Origin of the sequence: Chryseobacterium sp. MYb264 (genome assembly GCF_035974275.1) — a bacterium.
Classification (GTDB): Bacteria; Bacteroidota; Bacteroidia; order Flavobacteriales; family Weeksellaceae; genus Chryseobacterium.
Genome location: NZ_CP142422.1, coordinates 592180 through 611427 on the forward strand (window position 1 = coordinate 592180; position 19248 = coordinate 611427).

The 19248-nt window shown below is 34.6% G+C and carries 21 protein-coding genes; 9 read left to right on the forward strand and 12 right to left on the reverse strand.

Annotated features, from left to right (window positions below):
• The first annotated feature begins 225 nt into the window (after positions 1–225).
• From VUJ46_RS02570 to VUJ46_RS02585, 4 genes are all read left to right on the forward strand, one after another.
• Positions 226–891 (forward strand): hypothetical protein, encoded by a 666-nt coding sequence (locus VUJ46_RS02570; RefSeq protein WP_326983449.1) that lies wholly within the window; start codon positions 226–228, stop codon positions 889–891.
• Positions 892–902: 11 nt separating this feature from the next.
• Complete coding sequence (locus VUJ46_RS02575; protein WP_326983450.1) at positions 903–1325, forward strand: hypothetical protein; 423 nt, start codon at positions 903–905, stop codon at positions 1323–1325.
• Positions 1326–1694: 369 nt separating this feature from the next.
• The gene (locus VUJ46_RS02580; protein WP_326983451.1) at positions 1695–1847 is read left to right on the forward strand and encodes a hypothetical protein; all 153 of its coding nucleotides are present in this window, start codon (positions 1695–1697) and stop codon (positions 1845–1847) included.
• 194 nt (positions 1848–2041) lie between these two features.
• Positions 2042–2464, forward strand: a complete 423-nt coding sequence (locus VUJ46_RS02585) for a hypothetical protein (RefSeq protein WP_326983452.1) — start codon at positions 2042–2044, stop codon at positions 2462–2464.
• Between the two features lie 458 nt (positions 2465–2922).
• Here the strand turns inward: VUJ46_RS02585 and VUJ46_RS02590 are convergent, their stop codons facing one another.
• Positions 2923–3552 carry a nitroreductase family protein gene (locus tag VUJ46_RS02590; protein WP_326983453.1) on the reverse strand — a complete coding sequence of 210 codons (630 nt, stop codon included), beginning with the start codon at positions 3550–3552 and terminating at the stop codon, positions 2923–2925.
• 168 nt (positions 3553–3720) lie between these two features.
• Between VUJ46_RS02590 and VUJ46_RS02595 the strand changes: the two genes are divergently transcribed.
• Positions 3721–4023, forward strand: a complete 303-nt coding sequence (locus VUJ46_RS02595; protein ID WP_326985069.1) for a winged helix-turn-helix transcriptional regulator — start codon at positions 3721–3723, stop codon at positions 4021–4023.
• A 40-nt stretch (positions 4024–4063) separates the two neighbouring features.
• On the opposite strand, the gene VUJ46_RS02600 is transcribed toward VUJ46_RS02595, so the two are convergent.
• The 7 genes from VUJ46_RS02600 to VUJ46_RS02630 form a co-directional block, all read right to left on the reverse strand.
• The gene (locus VUJ46_RS02600) at positions 4064–5236 is read right to left on the reverse strand and encodes a M28 family peptidase (RefSeq protein WP_326983454.1); all 1173 of its coding nucleotides are present in this window, start codon (positions 5234–5236) and stop codon (positions 4064–4066) included.
• A gap of 106 nt (positions 5237–5342) precedes the next feature.
• Positions 5343–6527, reverse strand: a complete 1185-nt coding sequence (locus tag VUJ46_RS02605) for a M20/M25/M40 family metallo-hydrolase (RefSeq protein WP_326983455.1) — start codon at positions 6525–6527, stop codon at positions 5343–5345.
• 102 nt (positions 6528–6629) lie between these two features.
• Positions 6630–6974 carry a 50S ribosomal protein L20 gene (gene rplT / locus VUJ46_RS02610; protein ID WP_047402053.1) on the reverse strand — a complete coding sequence of 115 codons (345 nt, stop codon included), beginning with the start codon at positions 6972–6974 and terminating at the stop codon, positions 6630–6632.
• Between the two features lie 121 nt (positions 6975–7095).
• The gene (rpmI, locus tag VUJ46_RS02615; RefSeq protein WP_034694453.1) at positions 7096–7293 is read right to left on the reverse strand and encodes a 50S ribosomal protein L35; all 198 of its coding nucleotides are present in this window, start codon (positions 7291–7293) and stop codon (positions 7096–7098) included.
• Between the two features lie 807 nt (positions 7294–8100).
• Positions 8101–8601, reverse strand: coding sequence for a translation initiation factor IF-3 (infC, locus tag VUJ46_RS02620; protein WP_027372223.1), 501 nt, complete (start codon positions 8599–8601; stop codon positions 8101–8103).
• Between the two features lie 189 nt (positions 8602–8790).
• Positions 8791–10710: a threonine--tRNA ligase gene (gene thrS / locus VUJ46_RS02625; RefSeq protein ID WP_326983456.1), complete on the reverse strand. Its 1920-nt coding sequence runs from the start codon at positions 10708–10710 to the stop codon at positions 8791–8793.
• 162 nt (positions 10711–10872) lie between these two features.
• Positions 10873–12417, reverse strand: coding sequence for a hypothetical protein (locus tag VUJ46_RS02630; protein WP_326983457.1), 1545 nt, complete (start codon positions 12415–12417; stop codon positions 10873–10875).
• A 148-nt stretch (positions 12418–12565) separates the two neighbouring features.
• Here VUJ46_RS02630 and VUJ46_RS02635 point away from each other — a divergent pair, with 148 nt between their 5' ends.
• From VUJ46_RS02635 to leuB, 4 genes are all read left to right on the forward strand, one after another.
• A complete protein-coding gene (locus VUJ46_RS02635) occupies positions 12566–13729 on the forward strand; it encodes a 2-isopropylmalate synthase (protein WP_326983458.1) in 1164 nt (387 codons plus the stop codon).
• Between the two features lie 29 nt (positions 13730–13758).
• Positions 13759–15147, forward strand: coding sequence for a 3-isopropylmalate dehydratase large subunit (gene leuC / locus VUJ46_RS02640; RefSeq protein ID WP_326983459.1), 1389 nt, complete (start codon positions 13759–13761; stop codon positions 15145–15147).
• A 121-nt stretch (positions 15148–15268) separates the two neighbouring features.
• On the forward strand, positions 15269–15868 hold the full coding sequence (gene leuD, locus VUJ46_RS02645; RefSeq protein WP_326983460.1) for a 3-isopropylmalate dehydratase small subunit: 600 nt from the start codon (positions 15269–15271) through the stop codon (positions 15866–15868).
• Complete coding sequence (leuB, locus tag VUJ46_RS02650; RefSeq protein WP_326983461.1) at positions 15858–16979, forward strand: 3-isopropylmalate dehydrogenase; 1122 nt, start codon at positions 15858–15860, stop codon at positions 16977–16979. Before leuD ends, leuB begins: the two co-directional genes overlap by 11 nt.
• Before the next feature lie 165 nt (positions 16980–17144).
• Here leuB and VUJ46_RS02655 read toward each other — a convergent pair whose 3' ends face one another.
• From VUJ46_RS02655 to VUJ46_RS02670, 4 genes are read right to left on the reverse strand one after another with little or no spacing between them, the layout of a single operon-like run.
• Positions 17145–17330 (reverse strand): hypothetical protein, encoded by a 186-nt coding sequence (locus VUJ46_RS02655; protein WP_326983462.1) that lies wholly within the window; start codon positions 17328–17330, stop codon positions 17145–17147.
• Between the two features lie 54 nt (positions 17331–17384).
• Complete coding sequence (locus tag VUJ46_RS02660; protein WP_326983463.1) at positions 17385–17990, reverse strand: DUF4230 domain-containing protein; 606 nt, start codon at positions 17988–17990, stop codon at positions 17385–17387.
• Between the two features lie 3 nt (positions 17991–17993).
• A complete protein-coding gene (locus VUJ46_RS02665) occupies positions 17994–18560 on the reverse strand; it encodes a TlpA family protein disulfide reductase (RefSeq protein ID WP_326983464.1) in 567 nt (188 codons plus the stop codon).
• A 1-nt stretch (position 18561) separates the two neighbouring features.
• Positions 18562–19029 carry a nucleoside triphosphate pyrophosphohydrolase family protein gene (locus tag VUJ46_RS02670; protein ID WP_326983465.1) on the reverse strand — a complete coding sequence of 156 codons (468 nt, stop codon included), beginning with the start codon at positions 19027–19029 and terminating at the stop codon, positions 18562–18564.
• Positions 19030–19248: the final 219 nt, after the last annotated feature.

Genomic DNA, 19248 nt, shown 5'->3' on the forward strand with positions numbered 1-19248 from the left:
AAAATATTTGTATTTATTATTTACAGGGAAAATAAGAATCGAAAAATGATAATTCTGCGATAAGAGTTTTAGTCTTATTTAACAGAATCATGCGAAGAGGATAAAGATGGTAAATAATCAATTATATTTTTAATACTTAGAGAAAACAATATATTAGGTAATCAATAATACCTTAATTTTGATCTAATAAGTATGATAAAATGTACATAGATTCAGCCGGGATCGATGTTTAATTATTTTGACAATGGAGGTAGCGTAGATGGTCTTTCTTTTAATAAAGGATATGCCATGTGGTCTACCATGGATGATGCTAAAAGTAATATGTATTATGACGGAGACAATATGTTAACAGGAAATTCTGGAGGAATGACTTTTCATAGAGCAAAATTTGGGTCGGTTATGAATAACTGGTATGATATAGGCAGCAAAGCAAACTGGTTTGTATCAGCAGCGGGCTCCGGCATTGGTACTTTTGCAGATAGATTTTATATTGGTACAGCAAGACCCAATGCTCCCATTAGCTTTTTTGGCAGAAATTATTATGGCAATGGCAGAACTTTTATTAAAGCGGCGCCTGTAGCAAGAAGTATTGGACAGTTTTCGTTTGTTGTTGGTGTTGGCATGGACATAAGTGGAGTGGTAAATTATTATCGTAATCCAAATTCACCTAATAAAGTTTTTCCAGGAAAAGCAGCAATTAATGTTTCAATGGGTGCATTGGGCACTTGGGGAGGAACCGCGGGAGCTATTTACAGTCTTTTTTATTTTGGTGTAGACTCATTCTATGGCAATGGTACAGGATGGGATGGTGTAATGAATGACATAAAGTCGGCAGAGCAAAAAGGAAATTATAATATTGATTGGGGAACCATGGCCCCGAATGGTGCATAAAAATTAATGTCATGATAAAAAAAGCATATCACTATTTTTACTACAAAATATACAAATCCATCGAGTTTACTTCAAATGAAATTGGGGGAAGTTTTTTGATTGATTGGAAAGCCACTTTGGTAGTAGATGTTCTCATTTATTTTATAGTATCTGCATCATTGATTTATTATACTATTTTTTTTGATAGGAATATTCATTTAAACCAAAGTAATACTGATGTATTTATCATTGCAATTCCCATTTTTTTGCTTAATTATTTCGTTTTTCATCATCAAAATAAGTGGAAAAATATTATTATTTCTTTTGATCAATTACCCCAAAAAAAGAATGTCATTGGAGGATGGATTGTGTTTATCATTATTGTGTTCATCATAGGTAATCTGATCTATTCATTTTACCTAATGAGCCTGATCGATTGGAGCAAGTACCCATAATATTATGTGTAGTAAAAAGCAGATTATTTTTAGTCATTCCAACATCGAAAAGCTAAAGAAAATTGATGGAGAGTATAAAAAAGGGAAATAATCAGTTGCTTTTTTCATATTTAAAGTAAATAAATTCAACACTATTTTATAGAGCCTTATGAATTAGGGTATTTACACAATACCTTAATTTTCATTTAATTAAGATACTAATAGGAATTATTTCTAATGTCACGGATATCGGAAACGAAAATAAAGAATATTTATTACAGTTTGATTTAGAAGATACTTTTAAAATTGAAATTCCTGAAGGGGATTTTTATACGATAAAGAATTTAGGTGATGGGAATTATTTAGCTTTAAATAAAAAAGGAGAAGTTTATGAACTTATACACGAACTGGTTTGTTGCAGATATGGGCACAGGGGCAGTCAATTATTTAAATGGTAATGGTTTTAAAACTCTTTCTGATGTTATTGATAAGTCAGTTGCAAATGAATATGGCAAACTTGAATTATATGATGGGCTTTATTAAAAAATAGTATTATTGAAAAGTAAATTTAATACATCACGTTTCTTTAATGTTTTATTGGTGTTATTTGGTTTTATTGTTTTATTAATTTTTACAATTAAAATTTTAAATAAGATGTATATAAAAGGTGTTAGTACAAATGATTATATATTTCTCAGGGGAACAATGGTACCCAATGGTGCTTAAAAATTTATGATATGATAAAAAAAGCATACTATTATTTTTTCTATAAGATTTATAAATCAATAGAATATACATCAAAAGAATTTGGCGGAAAATTCATGACAACTTTTAAGGCAAGTTTAGTATTAATTGTATTGCAAATATGGTTTCTTTTCTCATTAGGCATTTATTATGCTATATGGAGTAAAAAAAGTATTGAATTATCTTTAAATATGCCAGTCATATATATTCCTCTGTTAATTATTGTATTTTCAAATTACTATGCTATAGATTATTTAAAAATTTGGAAAGAGTATAATAGTAATTTTGATAAGTTACCTAAAGAAAAAAATAAAATCGGAGGTTGGATAGTATTTGGAATTATCTTATTGATTATTTTAAATTTAATATACTCTTTTTATTTAATGAGCCAAATAGACTGGAGCCAATATCGATAAATAATTTAATGCTAATTATTATTTTCTGAAGAAATTATAATAAATGGCGCAACCCAGGAGCCAAATATTGGAGAGGGCAACAGGTAAGAGCTTATGAGCCCGCAAAACGGTTAGGAAATAAATTAACGAAAGCCAGAGGAGTACTTTTAGCCGCAGATATTGCAATGTCGGGGGAAGTAAAACCATCACATGCAATTAATGCCTTTATGCTAGGTATTTCAAGAACAGGAATTGGGTCAATAGTTGCAGGCGTTTGGTTTGTTGCCGATATGGGAACAGGAGCAGTCAATTATTTAAATGGTAATGGTTTTACTACTTAAAAGATCACAGAATTTGTGACAAATTCTCCTATGCCGATAATCAGAGGCAGAACCTAATTTTGACTACCACCGAAAAGTATATTCTTAAGTGGTAGCCAGGTATTAGGCCTTTCGCTCGTAATCCCTTTGATAAAAAGTTTAATTTATTTTGGTCGAAAATTCATGGATGGGTAAACGGGCTTTTGGAACTGCAGCCAGATAGTCATTTTCCGGATCCCTGTAACCTAACGAAATAATAACTGAGGCATGAAGCCCCTTTTCTGATAAGCCCAAAACGTCGTCAAATAATTGAGGATCAAATCCCTCCATAGGAGTGGCATCCACTTTAAGTTCTGCCGCAGCAATCAACGCTGTACCCAGTCCTATATATGCCTGTTTGCTCGCCCAGAGTGCATGTTGTGCCGGCGTTTGAGTAGAGAAATGATTTATTAAAGTCGTTGTAAAGTCATTAAGTGCCCCTTTTTCTAAATTACGCTGATCTTCCATCATTTCAACATAGTCTGTAATATAATGAGGTGTGATTTCATTGAATCCGGCAAAAACTACTAAATGTGAAGAAACGTGGATCTGCCCGTTAAAAGATCCTTTTCCTAATTTTTTTCTCACTTCAGGATTGGTGATGACGAACAGTCGATAAGGCTGTATTCCGCAGGAAGAAGCGGTAAGATTCACAGCCTCGATAATCTGGTCTATTTTCTCTTCGCTCACGATCTCATCTGAATATTTTTTAACCGCATATCGCCATTGTAAATTTTTAATTAAATCCATTTTTGTTATTTATAAATTAGATGGACAAAGTTATTGCTTCAAAGTGTATATTTGTAACTAAGTGACAAAAAGATATAGTGACAAACGGGTAACCAAGTGAACGGTATGGAACAGAATTTTGATTTAGTAAAAGATTGCAGCCAAAAAATATTGGCCATTAGCGATACAATGGAAATTTTAAATGGAAAATGGAAGATGTCTATTATAGCATGTTTGTGTTATAAGCCAATGCGGTACTCCGAACTGCTGAAAGAGGTTAAGGGGATTTCCGGTAAAATGCTCAGCCGTGAGCTGAAGGATCTGGAGATCAATGAATTGATTGAACGCCATGTCATGAGCACAACACCTGTTGCCGTGGAATATAGTATAACCGATTACGGAAAGTCGCTTAAAAATTTAACCAATACCATTGCAGAGTGGGGATCCATCCACAGGCAACGCATTATTGCCGGAATGAAGGCAACAAACTGACTTCAATTAAAGAAGCCGGATAAATGAATGGTAGAAAGGTTTAATCAATCAAAACCTTTCTTACCACTTTTTCGTTATTTACCTTCAAAATGCCTAAATAAGCACCCTTTGATAAAGATGAAACATCAATTTTTGTTTCGTTATTCCTTTGTAAAATTACCCGTCCTGAAAGATCAGTGATTTCAAACCGGAAATCTTTGATCTTAGAATCTGGAATTTCAATGTTGAGAATATCTTTTGCGGGATTGGGATAAATTTTTAATGCTTCCAGTTTATTTATAGAATTTTCTTTTGTTCCTAAAACTGATGTGGAAGCCACGGCAAAATGTTGAAGAGCTCCCAAAGAAGCCTTTCCTACATTGAAAATATAGGTTGGATCTGTGTTGGCAAAAGTATCATTTACAGTGTGAGGATAGTTGCTTCTGATTTTTTCAAAATAACCTGTTATCGTATAACCTTTCGCTTCAAACGGCATATAATCGGTATCTTCGGCTTCATCAATATCCGTTAAAAGAGGAGAGTATAATTGAGTGCAAGCAATCAATTCCTGAGTAGCAGCAACCGAAGCAGCTGTATTACTAGAATTTCCGCCCATATCTTCGTCACAATAAATGGTATTGTTGTTATTACCCATTTTACCACCCACCTGATCTAGATTGAAAACCAATTTGATATCTAAAACACGATTATTTCCGTTATAAGCAACGGTATTTGCGTAATGTGTACTGCCTCTCAAGCCTTGTTCTTCGCCAGAAAAGTGAATAAATTTAATAGAATATTCGGTAGGCACATCTTTCATAATTCTTGCCGCCTCTAAAATAATCGAGGTGCCGCTGCCGTTATCGTTTACTCCCGGACCATTTATACTATCGAAATGCCCGCAAATGATCACATATTGATTAGGATAAAGCGTTCCTGTTTTTGTAATAACCAAATTTTTAGAACTTGTATTTCCATAAGTAAATGGATCTTCTTCGATTTGGCTTGCTTCATATCCATACGAAATATATTTGTTTTTAAGCCAAATCAGGGCAGTTGCGTTGGCTGGTGAACCTGTAGTTTTTATACCTAAATTGCTGAATTCCTGTAAATTGGTTGTAATATTGGTTTGTGAAACCATATTTGCCCGATCTTTATAGGCCTGTACTAAGGTCTGTCCGTTTAAACCTAAAATAGATAAAGAAACAAATAATGAAGTAATGATCTTTTTCACTTTATATTTTTATTGAATTTTCAATAATTCCGCAAATGTAATCATAAAAAAGTCCCAAGCAAATACTTAGGATTTTAATTTGTTAGATTATTTATGAAATAGTCGATTATTTTTCAATAATAACTTTCTTGGTAACGCTGGAATTTTCTGTTTTGATTGTCGCCAGATAAGTTCCTGTAGATAATCCTGAAACAGCTACTTTCGTTTGATTTTCTGATTGTAAAAGAGAACGACCGGACATATCTGTTAATTCAAAACTAAATTTATTTATATAATCAGGTAGATCAATAGTAATAACATCTTTTGCTGGATTTGGGTAAATTTTTACAGATTCTAATGATTTTAAAGCTGTTTCATTAACGCCTAAAAGGTTTGTAGTTGCTACGGCAAAATGTTGTAAGGCGCCAACAGCAGCTTTACCTACATTATAAACATAGGTTGGATCTACATTTGCAAAAGTATCGTTTACTGTGTGCTCGGTATGACTTTCTGTATTTTCATAAAATCCGGTAATGATATCACCATTTTCTTCAAAAGGCATATAATCTGATGAATATGCATTAGACATCACAGTTTGAAGCGGTGAATATAAAGCAGTGCAGGCGGCAAGCTGCTGTGTAAAAGCAAGAGAAGCGGCATTATTGGACGACTGACCACCCTGGTCGCTTTCACATTTTACTTTGTCATTAATATTACCAATTTTTCCACCAACCTGATCGATATTAAATACCAATCGAATGTCCATTACACGGTTTCCATTTTGAAAAGCAACATTATCAGCATAATGATAGCTTCCATACAATCCTTGCTCTTCTCCTGAAAAGTGGATGAATTTAACAGAATATTCTGTTGGAATGTCTTTTAAAATTCTGGCTGCTTCCAAAAGGATAGAAGTTCCGCTTCCATTATCATTTACACCGCGCCCTGTAATGGTATCATAGTGTGCACAAATAATAACATACGTATTTGGATAAACAGTTCCTTGTTTAGTAATAACTAAATTTTTTGAACTCAGAGTTTGATTCACATAATTAAAGCTAAAAGGATCTTCCTGCATCTGATTGGCAGAATATCCCATTGCTGTATATTTTTCTTTTAACCAGTTTAAAGCATTGGTATTGGCCGTAGAACCAGTGGTTTTTACTCCAAAATCTCCAAAAGTCTGAAGATTATTGGTGATGTTTGCTTGTGAAACCTGATTGGCTCTGTTTTGATAAGCCGGAACAAGAGATTGTGCCTCTAAGCCATAATTTATTAATGAAAAGAGTAGAAGAGTAGTTAATTTTTTCACTTTTAAAGAAAGTTTTATATATCCGATAATTTTAGCAAATGTAGATAATAAAAAAATCCCGGGCAAAAAACCCGGGACTATATTGATAACAAAAATTCTACATTATTTTACTTGATCTACAACAGCTTTGAAAGCTTCAGGGTGATTCATTGCTAAATCCGCTAAAACTTTTCTGTTAAGTTCGATGTTGTTCTTTTTAAGAGCTCCCATAAATTGAGAGTAAGACATTCCGTGTACTCTGGCTCCCGCGTTGATACGAGTGATCCAAAGTGATCTGAAGTTTCTTTTCTTCTCTTTTCTACCACGGTAAGCATATTGCATTGCTTTTTCTACCGCGTTTTTAGCTACAGTCCAAACGTTCTTTCTTCTACCGAAAAAACCTTTAGCTTGCTTTAAAACTTTTTTTCTGCGAGCTCTTGAAGCTACGGAGTTTACTGATCTTGGCATAATTTAAATTGTTTTTTTGAAATGTGCGGTACCTGTTTCAGTACTCTTAGTGGCTCCATTTCAGGGTTAAATTGTTGAATTTGTTTTGAATTCTTATAAACCGAATATAGATTTATAAAAACTACTTAATGGCTAATTGACGTTGAACGCTTTTCTCATCCACTTTAGCTACATAAGAAGTGCTAGTAAGATTTCTCTTCTGCTTAGTTTCTTTTTTAGTTAAGATGTGGCTTTTGTAAGCATTTTTTCTTTTGATCTTACCTGTTCCAGTAAGAGCAAAACGCTTTTTAGCACCTGATTTCGTTTTTAATTTTGGCATTGTTTTGCTTTTTATGTTTTGTTATCAATATCTGTATTGGCTTCCTTACACGAATGTTTAGGAATAATAGTCTGCAAAATTACAAAAAAATATTGATACATGAAAGGAATTTTTGGGATAGAAAAAGAGTGGTGTAGCTTATTTTTTTGCCACGAATGCACGAATTTTCTATTTCCACAGATCGCACAGATTTTCACAGATGATGCCGTTGATTTTTTTATTGCTTCATCTTTCTGGTCTTTTATCAATAGAACGGCTTGGTGAGACTTAAAACGATTAGTAGTAAAGGACCTTAGAGAAATCTTTGTGTTCAAATAATAAAAGTATACGACAGGATTATCATTGGCTGAGTAGAACGCCGTTGCGAACGGAAAATCAGCAGTATCATTTAAAAATATCCTGGCGAACTTAGCGTTAGAAATAATGATTTGCCACGAATGCACGAATTTTCTATTTCCACAGATGCCACAGATTTTCCTTTATGCTGCTCATATTTTTATTGCTTCATCTTTCCAGTCTTTTATCGATAAAACGGTTTGGTGAGACTTAAAACGAGAGTTGTCAAAAAACTTGGCATGGCTTTGTGTTCAATATGTAAAGTGTAAAGAAAAGAATCTGCCTTATTTGCAAAATCTGCGAGAGCAAAAAAATTCATTTTACATGATCTAAACTTTTTTGCTTAGTCCCCAACTTTTGTACTTGATCTGTTTTGTATTGAATCCCTGTCTTCACCGCACTAAAAAACAAAAAACCTCAAAGTAATTTGAGGTTTGATATCGTAAATGAGACGGAATCCCGTCATAATACTTATTTAGCTGGTTTTTTAGGACTCATCATCATAATCATTCTTTTTCCTTCAAGCTTAGGAAGCTGATCTACTTTTCCAACGTGCTCTAGTTCCTGAGCTAGTTTTAGAAGCAAGATTTCTCCCTGATCTTTAAAGATAATCGAACGCCCTTTAAAAAATACGTAGGTCTTTAATTTTGAACCTTCTTCAAGGAATTTCTCAGCATGCTTTTTCTTGAATTCATAATCGTGGTCGTCTGTTTGAGGACCGAAACGAATTTCTTTTACAACTACTTTTACCTGCTTAGCTTTTAATTCCTTCTGCTTTTTCTTTTGCTCATACAAGAATTTTTTATATTCAAGTACTCTTGCAATAAACGGTTCAGCCTTATCTGAAATTACTACCAAATCCAACTCTTGTTCCGCAGCAATTTGTCTTGCTTTGTCGATTGGGTAGATTCCAGGCTCTACGTTATCGCCCACCAAACGAAGCTCTCTCACACGAATTTTATCGTTGATCAAGTGTAAGTCCTCCTGTACCGGACGTCTCTGTGGGCCCCTGTTGTTAAATCTTTGTGCTATTGTCTTAAATTTTATTGGTTAACTTTCTAATTTTTTTGAAATTAAAAGAGTAAAATATTAAAGATTGAAAAATTACGAAAGCGTAAATTAATCTTTTAATTATTGAATTTTTAATCTTTTAATTTCATTTTATATTGCTGCTTCTTTCTTGAAGTACGCTACGAAATCTTCTATGCTCATTGCTCCAAGATCTCCTTCACCACGTCTTCTTACAGAAATTGTGCCATCTTTTTCTTCATTTTCTCCTACGACAAGCATGAACGGAATTTTCTTCAATTCAGCATCGCGGATCTTCTTACCTGTCTTTTCGTTTCTGTCATCAATCAGACCGCTAATATCGTGATTTTCTAACAATTGTGAAACTTTTTTAGCATAATCCACATACTTTTCACTGATTGGAAGAATGGTAAACTGATCCGGACTCAACCATAATGGGAAGTCTCCGGCAGTGTTTTCAAGCAAAATTGCAATGAAACGCTCCATTGATCCGAAAGGTGCTCTGTGGATCATTACCGGTCTGTGTTTTTCATTATCGTTTCCGATATAATGAAGATCAAATCTTTCCGGTAAGTTATAATCTACCTGAATAGTTCCCAACTGCCATTTTCTGCCTAAAGCATCTTTCACCATGAAATCCAGTTTAGGACCATAGAATGCTGCTTCACCATACTCAACCACAGTTTTTAAACCTTTCTTTTGAGCTGCATTGATGATTGCATTTTCTGCTTTTTCCCAATTCTCGTCAGTTCCGATATATTTTTCTCTGTTTTCAGGATCTCTCAATGAAACCTGAGTCACGAAATCTTCAAAACCTAATGATTTGAAAACATAAAGAGTTAAATCAATTACTTTCTCAAACTCTTCAGAAAGCTGATCCGGAGTACAGAAAAGGTGAGCATCATCCTGAGTAAATCCACGAACTCTTGTTAAGCCGTGAAGCTCTCCACTTTGCTCATATCTGTAAACAGTTCCGAATTCTGCATATCTTTTCGGTAAATCTCTGTAGCTCCATTGTGAAGTTTTGTATATTTCACAGTGGTGAGGGCAGTTCATCGGCTTTAATAAAAACTCTTCCCCTTCGTTTGGAGTTTTAATCGGCTGGAAGCTATCTGCTCCATATTTATCCCAGTGGCCAGAAGTTACATACAATTCTTTAGCCCCAATATGTGGTGACATTACGAATTCATAACCTCCTTTTTTCTGAGCATCAGAAAGGAAATTTTCTAATTTTCTTCTCAAAGCAGTTCCTTTTGGTAACCATAATGGTAAACCGGCACCTACTTTTTCAGAGAACGCAAAAATCCCTAATTCTTTACCTAATTTTCTGTGGTCTCTTCTTTTAGCTTCTTCTAATCTTTCAAGATATTCTGTTAATTCTTTCTGTTTTGGGAAAGAAATACCATAAACTCTTGTTAACTGAGGATTTTTTTCATTTCCTCTCCAATACGCTCCGGCAGCATTTAAAATCTTCATTGCTTTTACGATATTGGTATTCGGAATATGCCCTCCACGACAAAGATCTGTGAAATCATCGTGTGTTACAAAAGTAATTTCTCCGTCATTAAGATTAGAGATCAATTCTACTTTATAAGGATTATCTGCATAAGTCTTTAACGCCTCTTCTTTAGAAACAGGATATAATGAGAATGTTGATCCTTTTTTAGCATTTTCCAATACTTTTTTCTCAATTTTCTCAAAGTCTTTTTCAGATAAACTTTCGTCACCGAAATCTACATCATAATAGAATCCGCTTTCGATTGCAGGACCGATGGTTAACTTAGCATTAGGATAAAACTCAAGGATAGCCTGCGCCAAAAGGTGGGCTGAAGAATGCCAAAAAGCCTTTTTTCCAAGATCATCGTTCCAGGTCAACAATTGTACCGTAGAATCCGTGGTTATAGGTGTGGTCGTCTCTACTTGTTTGTCGTTTACAACTGCGGAAATGGTGTTTCTAGCCAATCCCTCGCTTATAGATTTTGCCACATCTAGCGGAGTAACTCCCGCCTCGAATTCTTTGACACTACTGTCTGGAAGTGTAATTTTTATCATTGTTTACTAAGAAATTTTAAGTTGCAAAAATACGGAATTTTTATTTAAAATACTACATTCATGTGTATTTGAAGCGATATTTAATACTAAAAACTCCAGAAAATCGTTTTTATTAATTGTGAAATATTCAATGTTCTAATTATGAATAAGTTAAAAAACAGGTTAATGTTTTCTTTTATATCGAACTTTCTCTTTGATAATTTCAATCACATCTACATTTCTTACTTTAGAAAGCACCCAACCATGGATATCAATATAAAATAAGGAACGTCTGTAGTATTCATTTTCAGCGAAAACTTCTAATTTTTTGTCAAATTCTTTAAATGCTTCAAGCTGTTTATTTGGAAGAAGATTATTTAAATTCTTAAAAAACTGAATGCTTTCGTAATGAAATTCATCTGGTTTTTTCATCTTTTTGGTGAATTTTAAAGTTGCTTTTATAAATTCATCATAATCTTCATCATTTCCGGATTCGTGTTTTGCCATCAAAATCAAAATGCGGGTATGAAATAATAGATCTTCCTGAACATTTCCTTTAGATTCAATGACTTTTAAAGAATACTTAATAGATGTTTCAAACTTCTTGCTTCCGAAAAACATCGCCGCCATTTTCAGGTATAAAATCATGAAATGATGCTCGTCAATTTTATCTCGAAATTTCTCCATCTTAAGTTCAATTTCAGGAATTAATTTTGAACCTGTAAAGAATTCGCCCTTCACGAAGTGAATATTCATTAAAGTGTTGTAATACGTCATGAAAACAAGAAGTTGTGTATTTTCATTTTGAGTAAAACTTGAAGAGTGAACCGTTTTGTTAAATCGCTGAAAACTCTCTTCAAGAATATCGATATTTCCGTAGAGAAAAAGTATTTTTAATAGGTACGTATTTCCTTTGATATACCAAACGGGATGACTTACTATCATATCCGGATTTTTATGAAAAAGATCCACCCATTGGAAAGCATATTTCAAAGTATATTTATATTCCTGAAGCAATTGATTTTTCCAGACATGAGCTTTAAAATACCATAATTTTTCCGTAAAATTCAATTTTTCAAAAGCAATTTTTTGAATCTGAGTATTAAAAATTTCCATGATTTCAGCTCGGTCTTCATCATTTTTTACATAACCGTGTGTCAGCATTTCACTGTATAATTTCAGCGAAAGATTAGACAATTCTGTAGCATAATGATTCTGTTTACTGATTTCCGTAGATTGTTTCATCAATTCATCAGCGCGTCCTTCAATACTTCGTGTAATAAATTGAGATTCAATTACTTTTTCTAAATCAATGATTTCCGAAGCGATACTTTTTTCATCAAGTTCTAAAGCGGTTTGTTTTGTTTTATCTAAAATTTTTAAAGCCTGCTTGTAAAGTCCTTTTTGATATAAAATATTCGCGAAATCAAGTTGTTCGCGCAATTGTATTCTGTAATTCTGATGACTCGGGTTCATTCTTAAACTCACCAGAATCTGTTTGTATAAATGAGCTTTAAGATTAGATAATTGCTGTTTTGTAGAGATTTTTTTATTGATAATTATATTTTCATCATATTCCGTCATCTTATCCATTTCTGAAAAAAGAAGCAAAAATTTGGCATCTACATTAATCCCGAGACGATTGACATATAATTTAAACTGACGCTTTTCGGACGTCGTTAATGATTTTATCAGGACAAATAAAAAATCTTTGTGCAATTCTGCCATTGTAAATTTAAGGGATTTAAAATTTTGATTATCAAATAAATATATTTAAAATTCAATATTTTGAGTATTGTAATTTTTAAAGAGATCGAAAGTTAAAAAACAAATCAACTTTCTAGTTTTGGGTCAAAATTAAGTAAAAAACTTCATTATGAATTCCGAAAAAATTGAAATTTTTGATACCACATTGCGTGATGGAGAGCAAGTGCCGGGTTGTAAATTGAATACCGAACAGAAGTTGGTAATAGCAGAGCAACTGGACGAGCTCGGGGTGGATGTTATAGAGGCTGGTTTCCCAATTTCAAGTCCGGGAGATTTTCATTCCGTTTCGGAGATTTCTAAATTGGTGAGAAATGCCAGGGTTTGCGGATTAACAAGAGCGAACCAAAAAGATATTGATACAGCAGCAGAAGCTTTAAAGTTTGCTAAAAGACCAAGAATTCACACAGGAATCGGAACTTCTGATTCTCATATTAAATTTAAATTCAATTCGAATAGAGAAGATATTATTGAAAGAGCGGTTCAGGCGGTAAAATATGCTAAAACTTACGTTGAAGATGTTGAATTTTACGCTGAAGATGCCGGAAGAACGGATAATGATTATTTGGCAAGAGTTTGCGAAGCTGTCATAAAAGCCGGAGCTACCGTTTTAAATATCCCGGATACAACAGGTTACTGCTTGCCCGAAGAATACGGCGCAAAAATAAAATATTTGAGAGAAAATGTAACTGGCATTGACAAGGCGATTTTGTCTTGTCACTGTCACAACGATTTGGGATTGGCAACGGCGAATTCAATTTCGGGAGCGATCAACGGGGCAAGACAGATCGAATGTACCATCAATGGGCTTGGTGAAAGAGCTGGTAATACGGCTTTGGAGGAAGTGGTGATGGTTATTAAGCAACACAATCATTTAAAATTACATACTGATATCAACTCCAAAATGCTCAACCAAATGAGCGTTTTGGTTTCTGATCTGATGGGAATGGCGGTTCAGCCAAACAAGGCGATTGTTGGAGCCAATGCTTTCGCGCACAGCTCTGGAATTCATCAGGATGGCGTTATCAAAAACAGAGAAACGTATGAAATCATCGATCCTGCTGAAGTGGGTGTAAATGCTTCATCGATCATTCTTACAGCAAGAAGCGGACGCTCTGCGCTGGCTTACCGATTCAAACATATTGGTTTTGATGTAACTAAAAATGAACTTGATTTCTTATATCAGGAATTTTTGAAAGTTGCCGACGATAAGAAAGAGGTGAATAATGATGATTTAAGCATGATCATCGAAAACGTGACAAGAAAAATAGGATAATATTTCCTTGCAATTTAGATTAAACTATAATGAACAACGATAAAAAAACACTTTTTGATAAAGTCTGGGACGCTCATGTTGTAGAAACGATTCCTGACGGACCTCAAATTATATACATTGACAAACATTTGATTCACGAAGTGACAAGTCCACAGGCTTTTGCGGAATTGGAATCAAGAAATCTGGAGATTTTCAGACCGACCCAAATTGTGGCAACAGCCGATCATAATGTTCCGACGTTGGATCAGGATCAGCCGATTCGTGATGAGTCTTCCAGAAATCAAATAGAACAATTAACGCAGAATTGCCGTAAAAATAATATTGAATTGTATGGTCTTGGTCATCAATACCAGGGGATTGTTCATATCATCGCTCCCGAGTTGGGTGTTACTCAGCCGGGAATGAGCATTGTTTGCGGAGACAGTCATACTTCAACGCACGGCGCTTTTGGTTCGATTGCTTTTGGAATTGGGACGAGTCAGGTGGCACAGGTTTTTGCGAGCCAGTGTTTGTTGCTGAATAAGCCAAAGTCAATGCGTGTAAATGTGAATGGTAAACTGAATAAAGATGTTCAGCCAAAAGATGTGATTCTGTATGTGATCTCGAAAATCGGAACCGATGGCGGAACAGGATATTTCTGTGAATATGCCGGAAATGTTTTCGAAGAAATGTCGATGGAAGGGAGAATGACAGTTTGCAATATGAGTATCGAAATGGGTGCCCGCGGCGGAATGATAGCTCCTGATGAAACCACTTTTAACTATGTGAAAGGAAGAACTTTTGCGCCAAAAGGTGAAGAATGGGAAGAAAAAGTGGAGTATTGGAAAACGTTGAAAACGGATGATGAAGCGACTTTTGATGCTGAATTTTCTTTCGATGCTGCAGATATTTATCCGATGATTACCTACGGAACCAATCCGGGAATGGGAATTTCAATCAATCAAAATATTCCGACGCCACAAAATGAGTCTGAGGAAAAAGCCTTGAAATACATGGGTTTACATGCAGGGCAGTCTGTTTCGGATATTAAAGTCAATTTTGTGTTTATCGGAAGTTGTACGAATGCCAGAATTGAGGATTTCCGTTCTGCGGCTAATTATATCAAAGGGAAAAGCAAATCGGAACATGTTCAGGCTTTGATTGTTCCTGGTTCTCAACAGGTGGTAAAGCAGATTTTTGAGGAAGGTTTAGATAAAATCTTCAACGAAGCTGGTTTTCAGATCAGGCAGCCGGGATGTTCGGCGTGTCTGGCGATGAATGACGATAAAATTCCGGAAGGTGAATATTGTGTTTCTACTTCTAACCGAAATTTTGAAGGAAGGCAAGGACAGGGCGCAAGAACAATTCTCGCAAGTCCGTTAACGGCTGCAAAGGTGGCTATTGAAGGTAGAATTGCTGTTCTTGAAAATTATAACTGAAACCCTAGCCCCGATTGAAACGGCATCCTTTTGTGTAGCGAAGCGTAACAAAAGATATAGTGGAAAGCGGGATTCAGCTTCTGAAAATTAAAAAATAATTAAAACTATTTTGATCTAAAAAATGCAAAAATTAGTTATCCTAAAATCCCGCGCAATTCCGTTGCCGGTTGAAAATATAGACACCGACCAGATTATTCCGGCTCGTTTTTTAAAAAGTATTGATAAAAGCGGTTTTGGAAACAATCTGTTCCGTGATTGGCGATATAATGTTCACACGAACGAAGAAAATCCTGATTTTGTTTTAAATAATAAAAAATATTCAGGTGAAATTTTAGTGGCGGGAAATAATTTCGGTTGTGGAAGCAGTCGTGAGCACGCGGCTTGGTCGCTTACCGATTATGGTTTTAAAGTGGTTGTTTCAAGTTTCTTTGCAGATATTTTTAAAGGAAATGCTTTAAATAACGGATTGCTTCCTGTAAAAGTTTCTGAAGAATTTTTAAAGGAAATCTTAAATGATATTACCGAAAATCCGGAAAATGAAATTACTGTTGATGTAGAAAAACAAACGATCACTTTTAAAGATAAAACCGAAAATTTTGAACTGGATTCTTACAAAAAGATCTGTTTAATGAACGGTTATGACGATATTGATTTTTTAATCAGCAAAAAACAGGCGATCCAGGAATTTGAACTAAAAACACAGAAAGTATATGAAAACTGATTTTAAAATTGCAGTATTGGCCGGAGATGGAATTGGTCCGGAAGTCGTTGGAGAAAGCATCAAAATTTTAGATGCTATTGCGGAAGCTTTTCATTATAAATTCGATTTTAAATTCGGATTAACGGGAGCTGAAGCGATTTACAAAACAGGAAATCCTTTGCCGGATGAAACGCTGGAAATCTGTAAAGAATCTGATGCCGTGCTTTTCGGAGCGATTGGAGATCCAGCATTTGACAATAATCCTGATGCAAAAGTGCGTCCTGAACAAGGATTACTAAAACTTCGTAAAGAACTTGGGCTTTTTGCGAATATCAGACCTTTGAAAACTTATTCTTCTTTAATTGAGAAAAGCCCGTTGAAGCAGGAAATTATTGAAGGAACGGATATTCAGATCTTTAGAGAATTGGTGAGCGGAATTTATTTTGGTGAAAAATTTACAGATGAAGAAGCTGGTTATGCTTATGATATTTGTAAATACAGCAAAGATGATATTGCTCCGATTGTTCATATGGCTTTTCAGGAAGCGCAAAAAAGAAGAAAAAAATTAACTTTAATTGATAAAGCTAACGTTTTGGATACTTCCAGATTATGGCGAAAAATATTCAAGGAAATTGCTGCAGGATATCCGGATGTAGAATTGGATTTTATGTTTGTGGATAACGCTGCAATGCAATTGATTCTTAATCCGAAACAGTTTGATGTGATCGTTACTGAGAATATGTTTGGAGACATTATTTCCGACGAAGCGAGTGTGATTGGAGGTTCGATTGGGTTGCTCCCGTCCGCTTCGATTGGGAATGGAAACGCGATGTTTGAGCCTATTCACGGTTCTTATCCGCAGGCAAAAGGAAAGGGGATTGCCAATCCTATTGCTTCAATTTTAAGTACAGCGATGATGCTTGATTATTTAAAATTAGACCATGCTGCAGAAAAATTAAGAGAATCTGTAGAGCATGCCATTGAAAATAAATATGTTACAGTAGATCTTAATTCTCAACAACCTTATTCTACAAGTGAAGTGGGAAGTTTTATTGCCGATTATATTAAATATTCCGAGAAGTCATATTACAATTTTGAAAATGTGAAGATCGGAAAGTCAACCATTGTTTAAGGTGGGCTGTGAATTTTTGCTTCGTGCGTCTCCTCAATTTTTTTAAGTCCATAAAAATTTGCAAGCGAAGCGAAATTCACAGATCACTTTCAACTGAAGTGTTTGATTTTATTTGTGTATTTTTTTCTAGAAAAAGGTTCCGTCTCGTTGGAGACAGAACCTTTTTTATTTTTCCGTATTATCTGTTTTTCCTGATTTATTTTTCGAAGATTTCTGAACTTCTTCCTTCTTTACATCAGGAGGATTGCTCTTTTCCGATGAAGACGGAATATTCTGGAAATCCTGATTTTGCTTCTTCGTTTCTGCGCTGTTGGCAGATTCTTTCTTTTTGTCATTTCCTTTGGTGTCCATAACTTTAAATTTTATAATTAATAATATTCAAAGTGTTTGCCAAAGAGAAAATTTTTAAAGACCTAAGATTCCAATTTTTCCTGTCTGATCTTCAATTTTATAATTTAAGGCTTTTGCTAAAACGAAAATATTATTAAGGTTTTCCAATAATTGTTTATGTCCTTCATCTCTCAACTTATTTTGATCGATAGAATTAATTGCAGTAATTTTTGCTTTCTGCGTAACATTTTTAATGTCTTTCTCCGAAATTCTGTTAATGAACGAGTCGTCCATCGACTGAATTTCAACGCTTGGCGTAATTCTTATATCTGCATTGGGCAATTCTGTGATAACGAGTTTTTTATTAATAGAATCTACCTCGATCTTCATTTTATTTAAATCATAAGAAACCTGAGCATTAGTTTTTGTGTAGGTAATAATACTGTTGCTGGAAACCTCTTTACCAAAAAACTCAATACCAAGTTTTGTTTTTTGCATAGAAGACGTGTTCTGCTCTATAACCACCAATTTGTTCATTTTGGCAATCTGATTGGTGAGGATATAATAATCGGATTTTTCAGTTTTTCCACCTGTATTCAGGCAGGATCTGAAGCCGAAAAATAAAAGCAATACAAGCAGGGCTCCTGCCAAAAAGGATCCTATGATTTTATAATTTCTCAAGCTCTACAGTTTAAAAATTTCTTTAATTACAGAGGAATCATCCTTTTTCATAATTTCAACCAAATCTCTTTCAATATATCCGCTCTTAGGCATTTCAATAATTCTGCCTATTTCTTTATTGTATCTCTTTACAATAATCGTGGGGACTTTCTGTATATTGTACAAGCCTTCCTCTCCGGATGGAGATTCTTTTTTGCGATTTACCGCAATAATGGTTAATTTACTTTCCGGGTATTTAAGCTCATCCAGAATTCTCATCAGCCTTGGAAAGTCTCTATGGCTGTCTTCGCACCACGTGCCCATGAAAACCACAAGGTCATAGCTTGTAAACTTGGCCTTTCTGAGTTCTCCGATGGCTTTTTGATCCAGTGTATATTCACTGTATTCTTTTGTGTACCAGTCTGCATATGGCTCCCTGGAAAACTGTGATCTCAGCTGATTGCCCAAAAGCATCTTTCCGTCATTGGTAGTTTCCACCTCACGGTTTACCACTACTTTTTGAGCACTCAGTTGTTGGGTTGCCAGGAACAAAGCCGAAACGGCAAGAGTATTTGTAATAAATTTTTTCATATTATTTTTCGATAATCGTTTTCAGATCGGCAGGAGAGTAGTATTTGTTTTTTAATACTTTATGATCTGCAGTTCTGTAAACATTAAATTTTTCACCAGATTTTTCATAAAAAGATTCTACCTCTTTTGCTTTATAAAATTCAACGGTTTCCTGTGCCTGTTCCTCATTATCGCAAGCTTTAGACATATTCGAACGCTGAACTTCGTTGAACAACTCTACAAATTTGTTGCCAAGTCCGAATTCTAGTGTCGCACCACTCAAAACATACTGTAAATCACATAGTGCATCGGCAATTTCTACGATATTATTGTCAGCGATAGCTTGTTTTAATTCGTTTAATTCTTCCTGTAAAAGTTCAACTCTAAGGTTGCATCTTTCCGGAGAAGGAATTTGTGGAGTATCTAAAATAGGGGCTTTAAAGGTTGTGTGGAATTCTGCTACTTGGTTCAGACTATCAATTTTATCCATGAATATTTTTAATTTAACGCAAATATAATGATTGGGTTTTAGATTTTAGGAATTAGGACTTGGGTTTTTGCTGAATTATTTTAGTCAATTATAATATTAAAATAGATTTTTGCTTCGTTAAAAAGAGAATGGTATTGGTGGTTTTTCTACTACGAATTCACGAATTTTTAACAATAATAAAGGCTGTTTATATTTAAAATAAGTGAAAAAAATATAAGA

Bases quoted from the DNA above. Each gene is read 5' to 3' on its own strand.
- VUJ46_RS02665 (WP_326983464.1), bottom strand. From the start codon at position 18,560: ATGAAAAAATTTATTACAAATACTCTTGCCGTTTCGGCTTTGTTCCTG.
- VUJ46_RS02655 (WP_326983462.1), bottom strand. From the start codon at position 17,330: ATGGACACCAAAGGAAATGACAAAAAGAAAGAATCTGCCAACAGCGCA.
- leuB (WP_326983461.1), top strand. From the start codon at position 15,858: ATGAAAACTGATTTTAAAATTGCAGTATTGGCCGGAGATGGAATTGGT.
- VUJ46_RS02570 (WP_326983449.1), top strand. From the start codon at position 226: ATGTTTAATTATTTTGACAATGGAGGTAGCGTAGATGGTCTTTCTTTT.
- VUJ46_RS02590 (WP_326983453.1), bottom strand. From the start codon at position 3,552: ATGGATTTAATTAAAAATTTACAATGGCGATATGCGGTTAAAAAATAT.
- VUJ46_RS02595 (WP_326985069.1), top strand. From the start codon at position 3,721: ATGGAAATTTTAAATGGAAAATGGAAGATGTCTATTATAGCATGTTTG.
- VUJ46_RS02580 (WP_326983451.1), top strand. From the start codon at position 1,695: ATGAACTTATACACGAACTGGTTTGTTGCAGATATGGGCACAGGGGCA.
- rplT (WP_047402053.1), bottom strand. From the start codon at position 6,974: ATGCCAAGATCAGTAAACTCCGTAGCTTCAAGAGCTCGCAGAAAAAAA.
- VUJ46_RS02670 (WP_326983465.1), bottom strand. From the start codon at position 19,029: ATGGATAAAATTGATAGTCTGAACCAAGTAGCAGAATTCCACACAACC.
- VUJ46_RS02635 (WP_326983458.1), top strand. From the start codon at position 12,566: ATGAATTCCGAAAAAATTGAAATTTTTGATACCACATTGCGTGATGGA.
- VUJ46_RS02585 (WP_326983452.1), top strand. From the start codon at position 2,042: ATGATAAAAAAAGCATACTATTATTTTTTCTATAAGATTTATAAATCA.
- thrS (WP_326983456.1), bottom strand. From the start codon at position 10,710: ATGATAAAAATTACACTTCCAGACAGTAGTGTCAAAGAATTCGAGGCG.
- VUJ46_RS02630 (WP_326983457.1), bottom strand. From the start codon at position 12,417: ATGGCAGAATTGCACAAAGATTTTTTATTTGTCCTGATAAAATCATTA.
- rpmI (WP_034694453.1), bottom strand. From the start codon at position 7,293: ATGCCAAAATTAAAAACGAAATCAGGTGCTAAAAAGCGTTTTGCTCTT.
- leuD (WP_326983460.1), top strand. From the start codon at position 15,269: ATGCAAAAATTAGTTATCCTAAAATCCCGCGCAATTCCGTTGCCGGTT.
- leuC (WP_326983459.1), top strand. From the start codon at position 13,759: ATGAACAACGATAAAAAAACACTTTTTGATAAAGTCTGGGACGCTCAT.
- VUJ46_RS02575 (WP_326983450.1), top strand. From the start codon at position 903: ATGATAAAAAAAGCATATCACTATTTTTACTACAAAATATACAAATCC.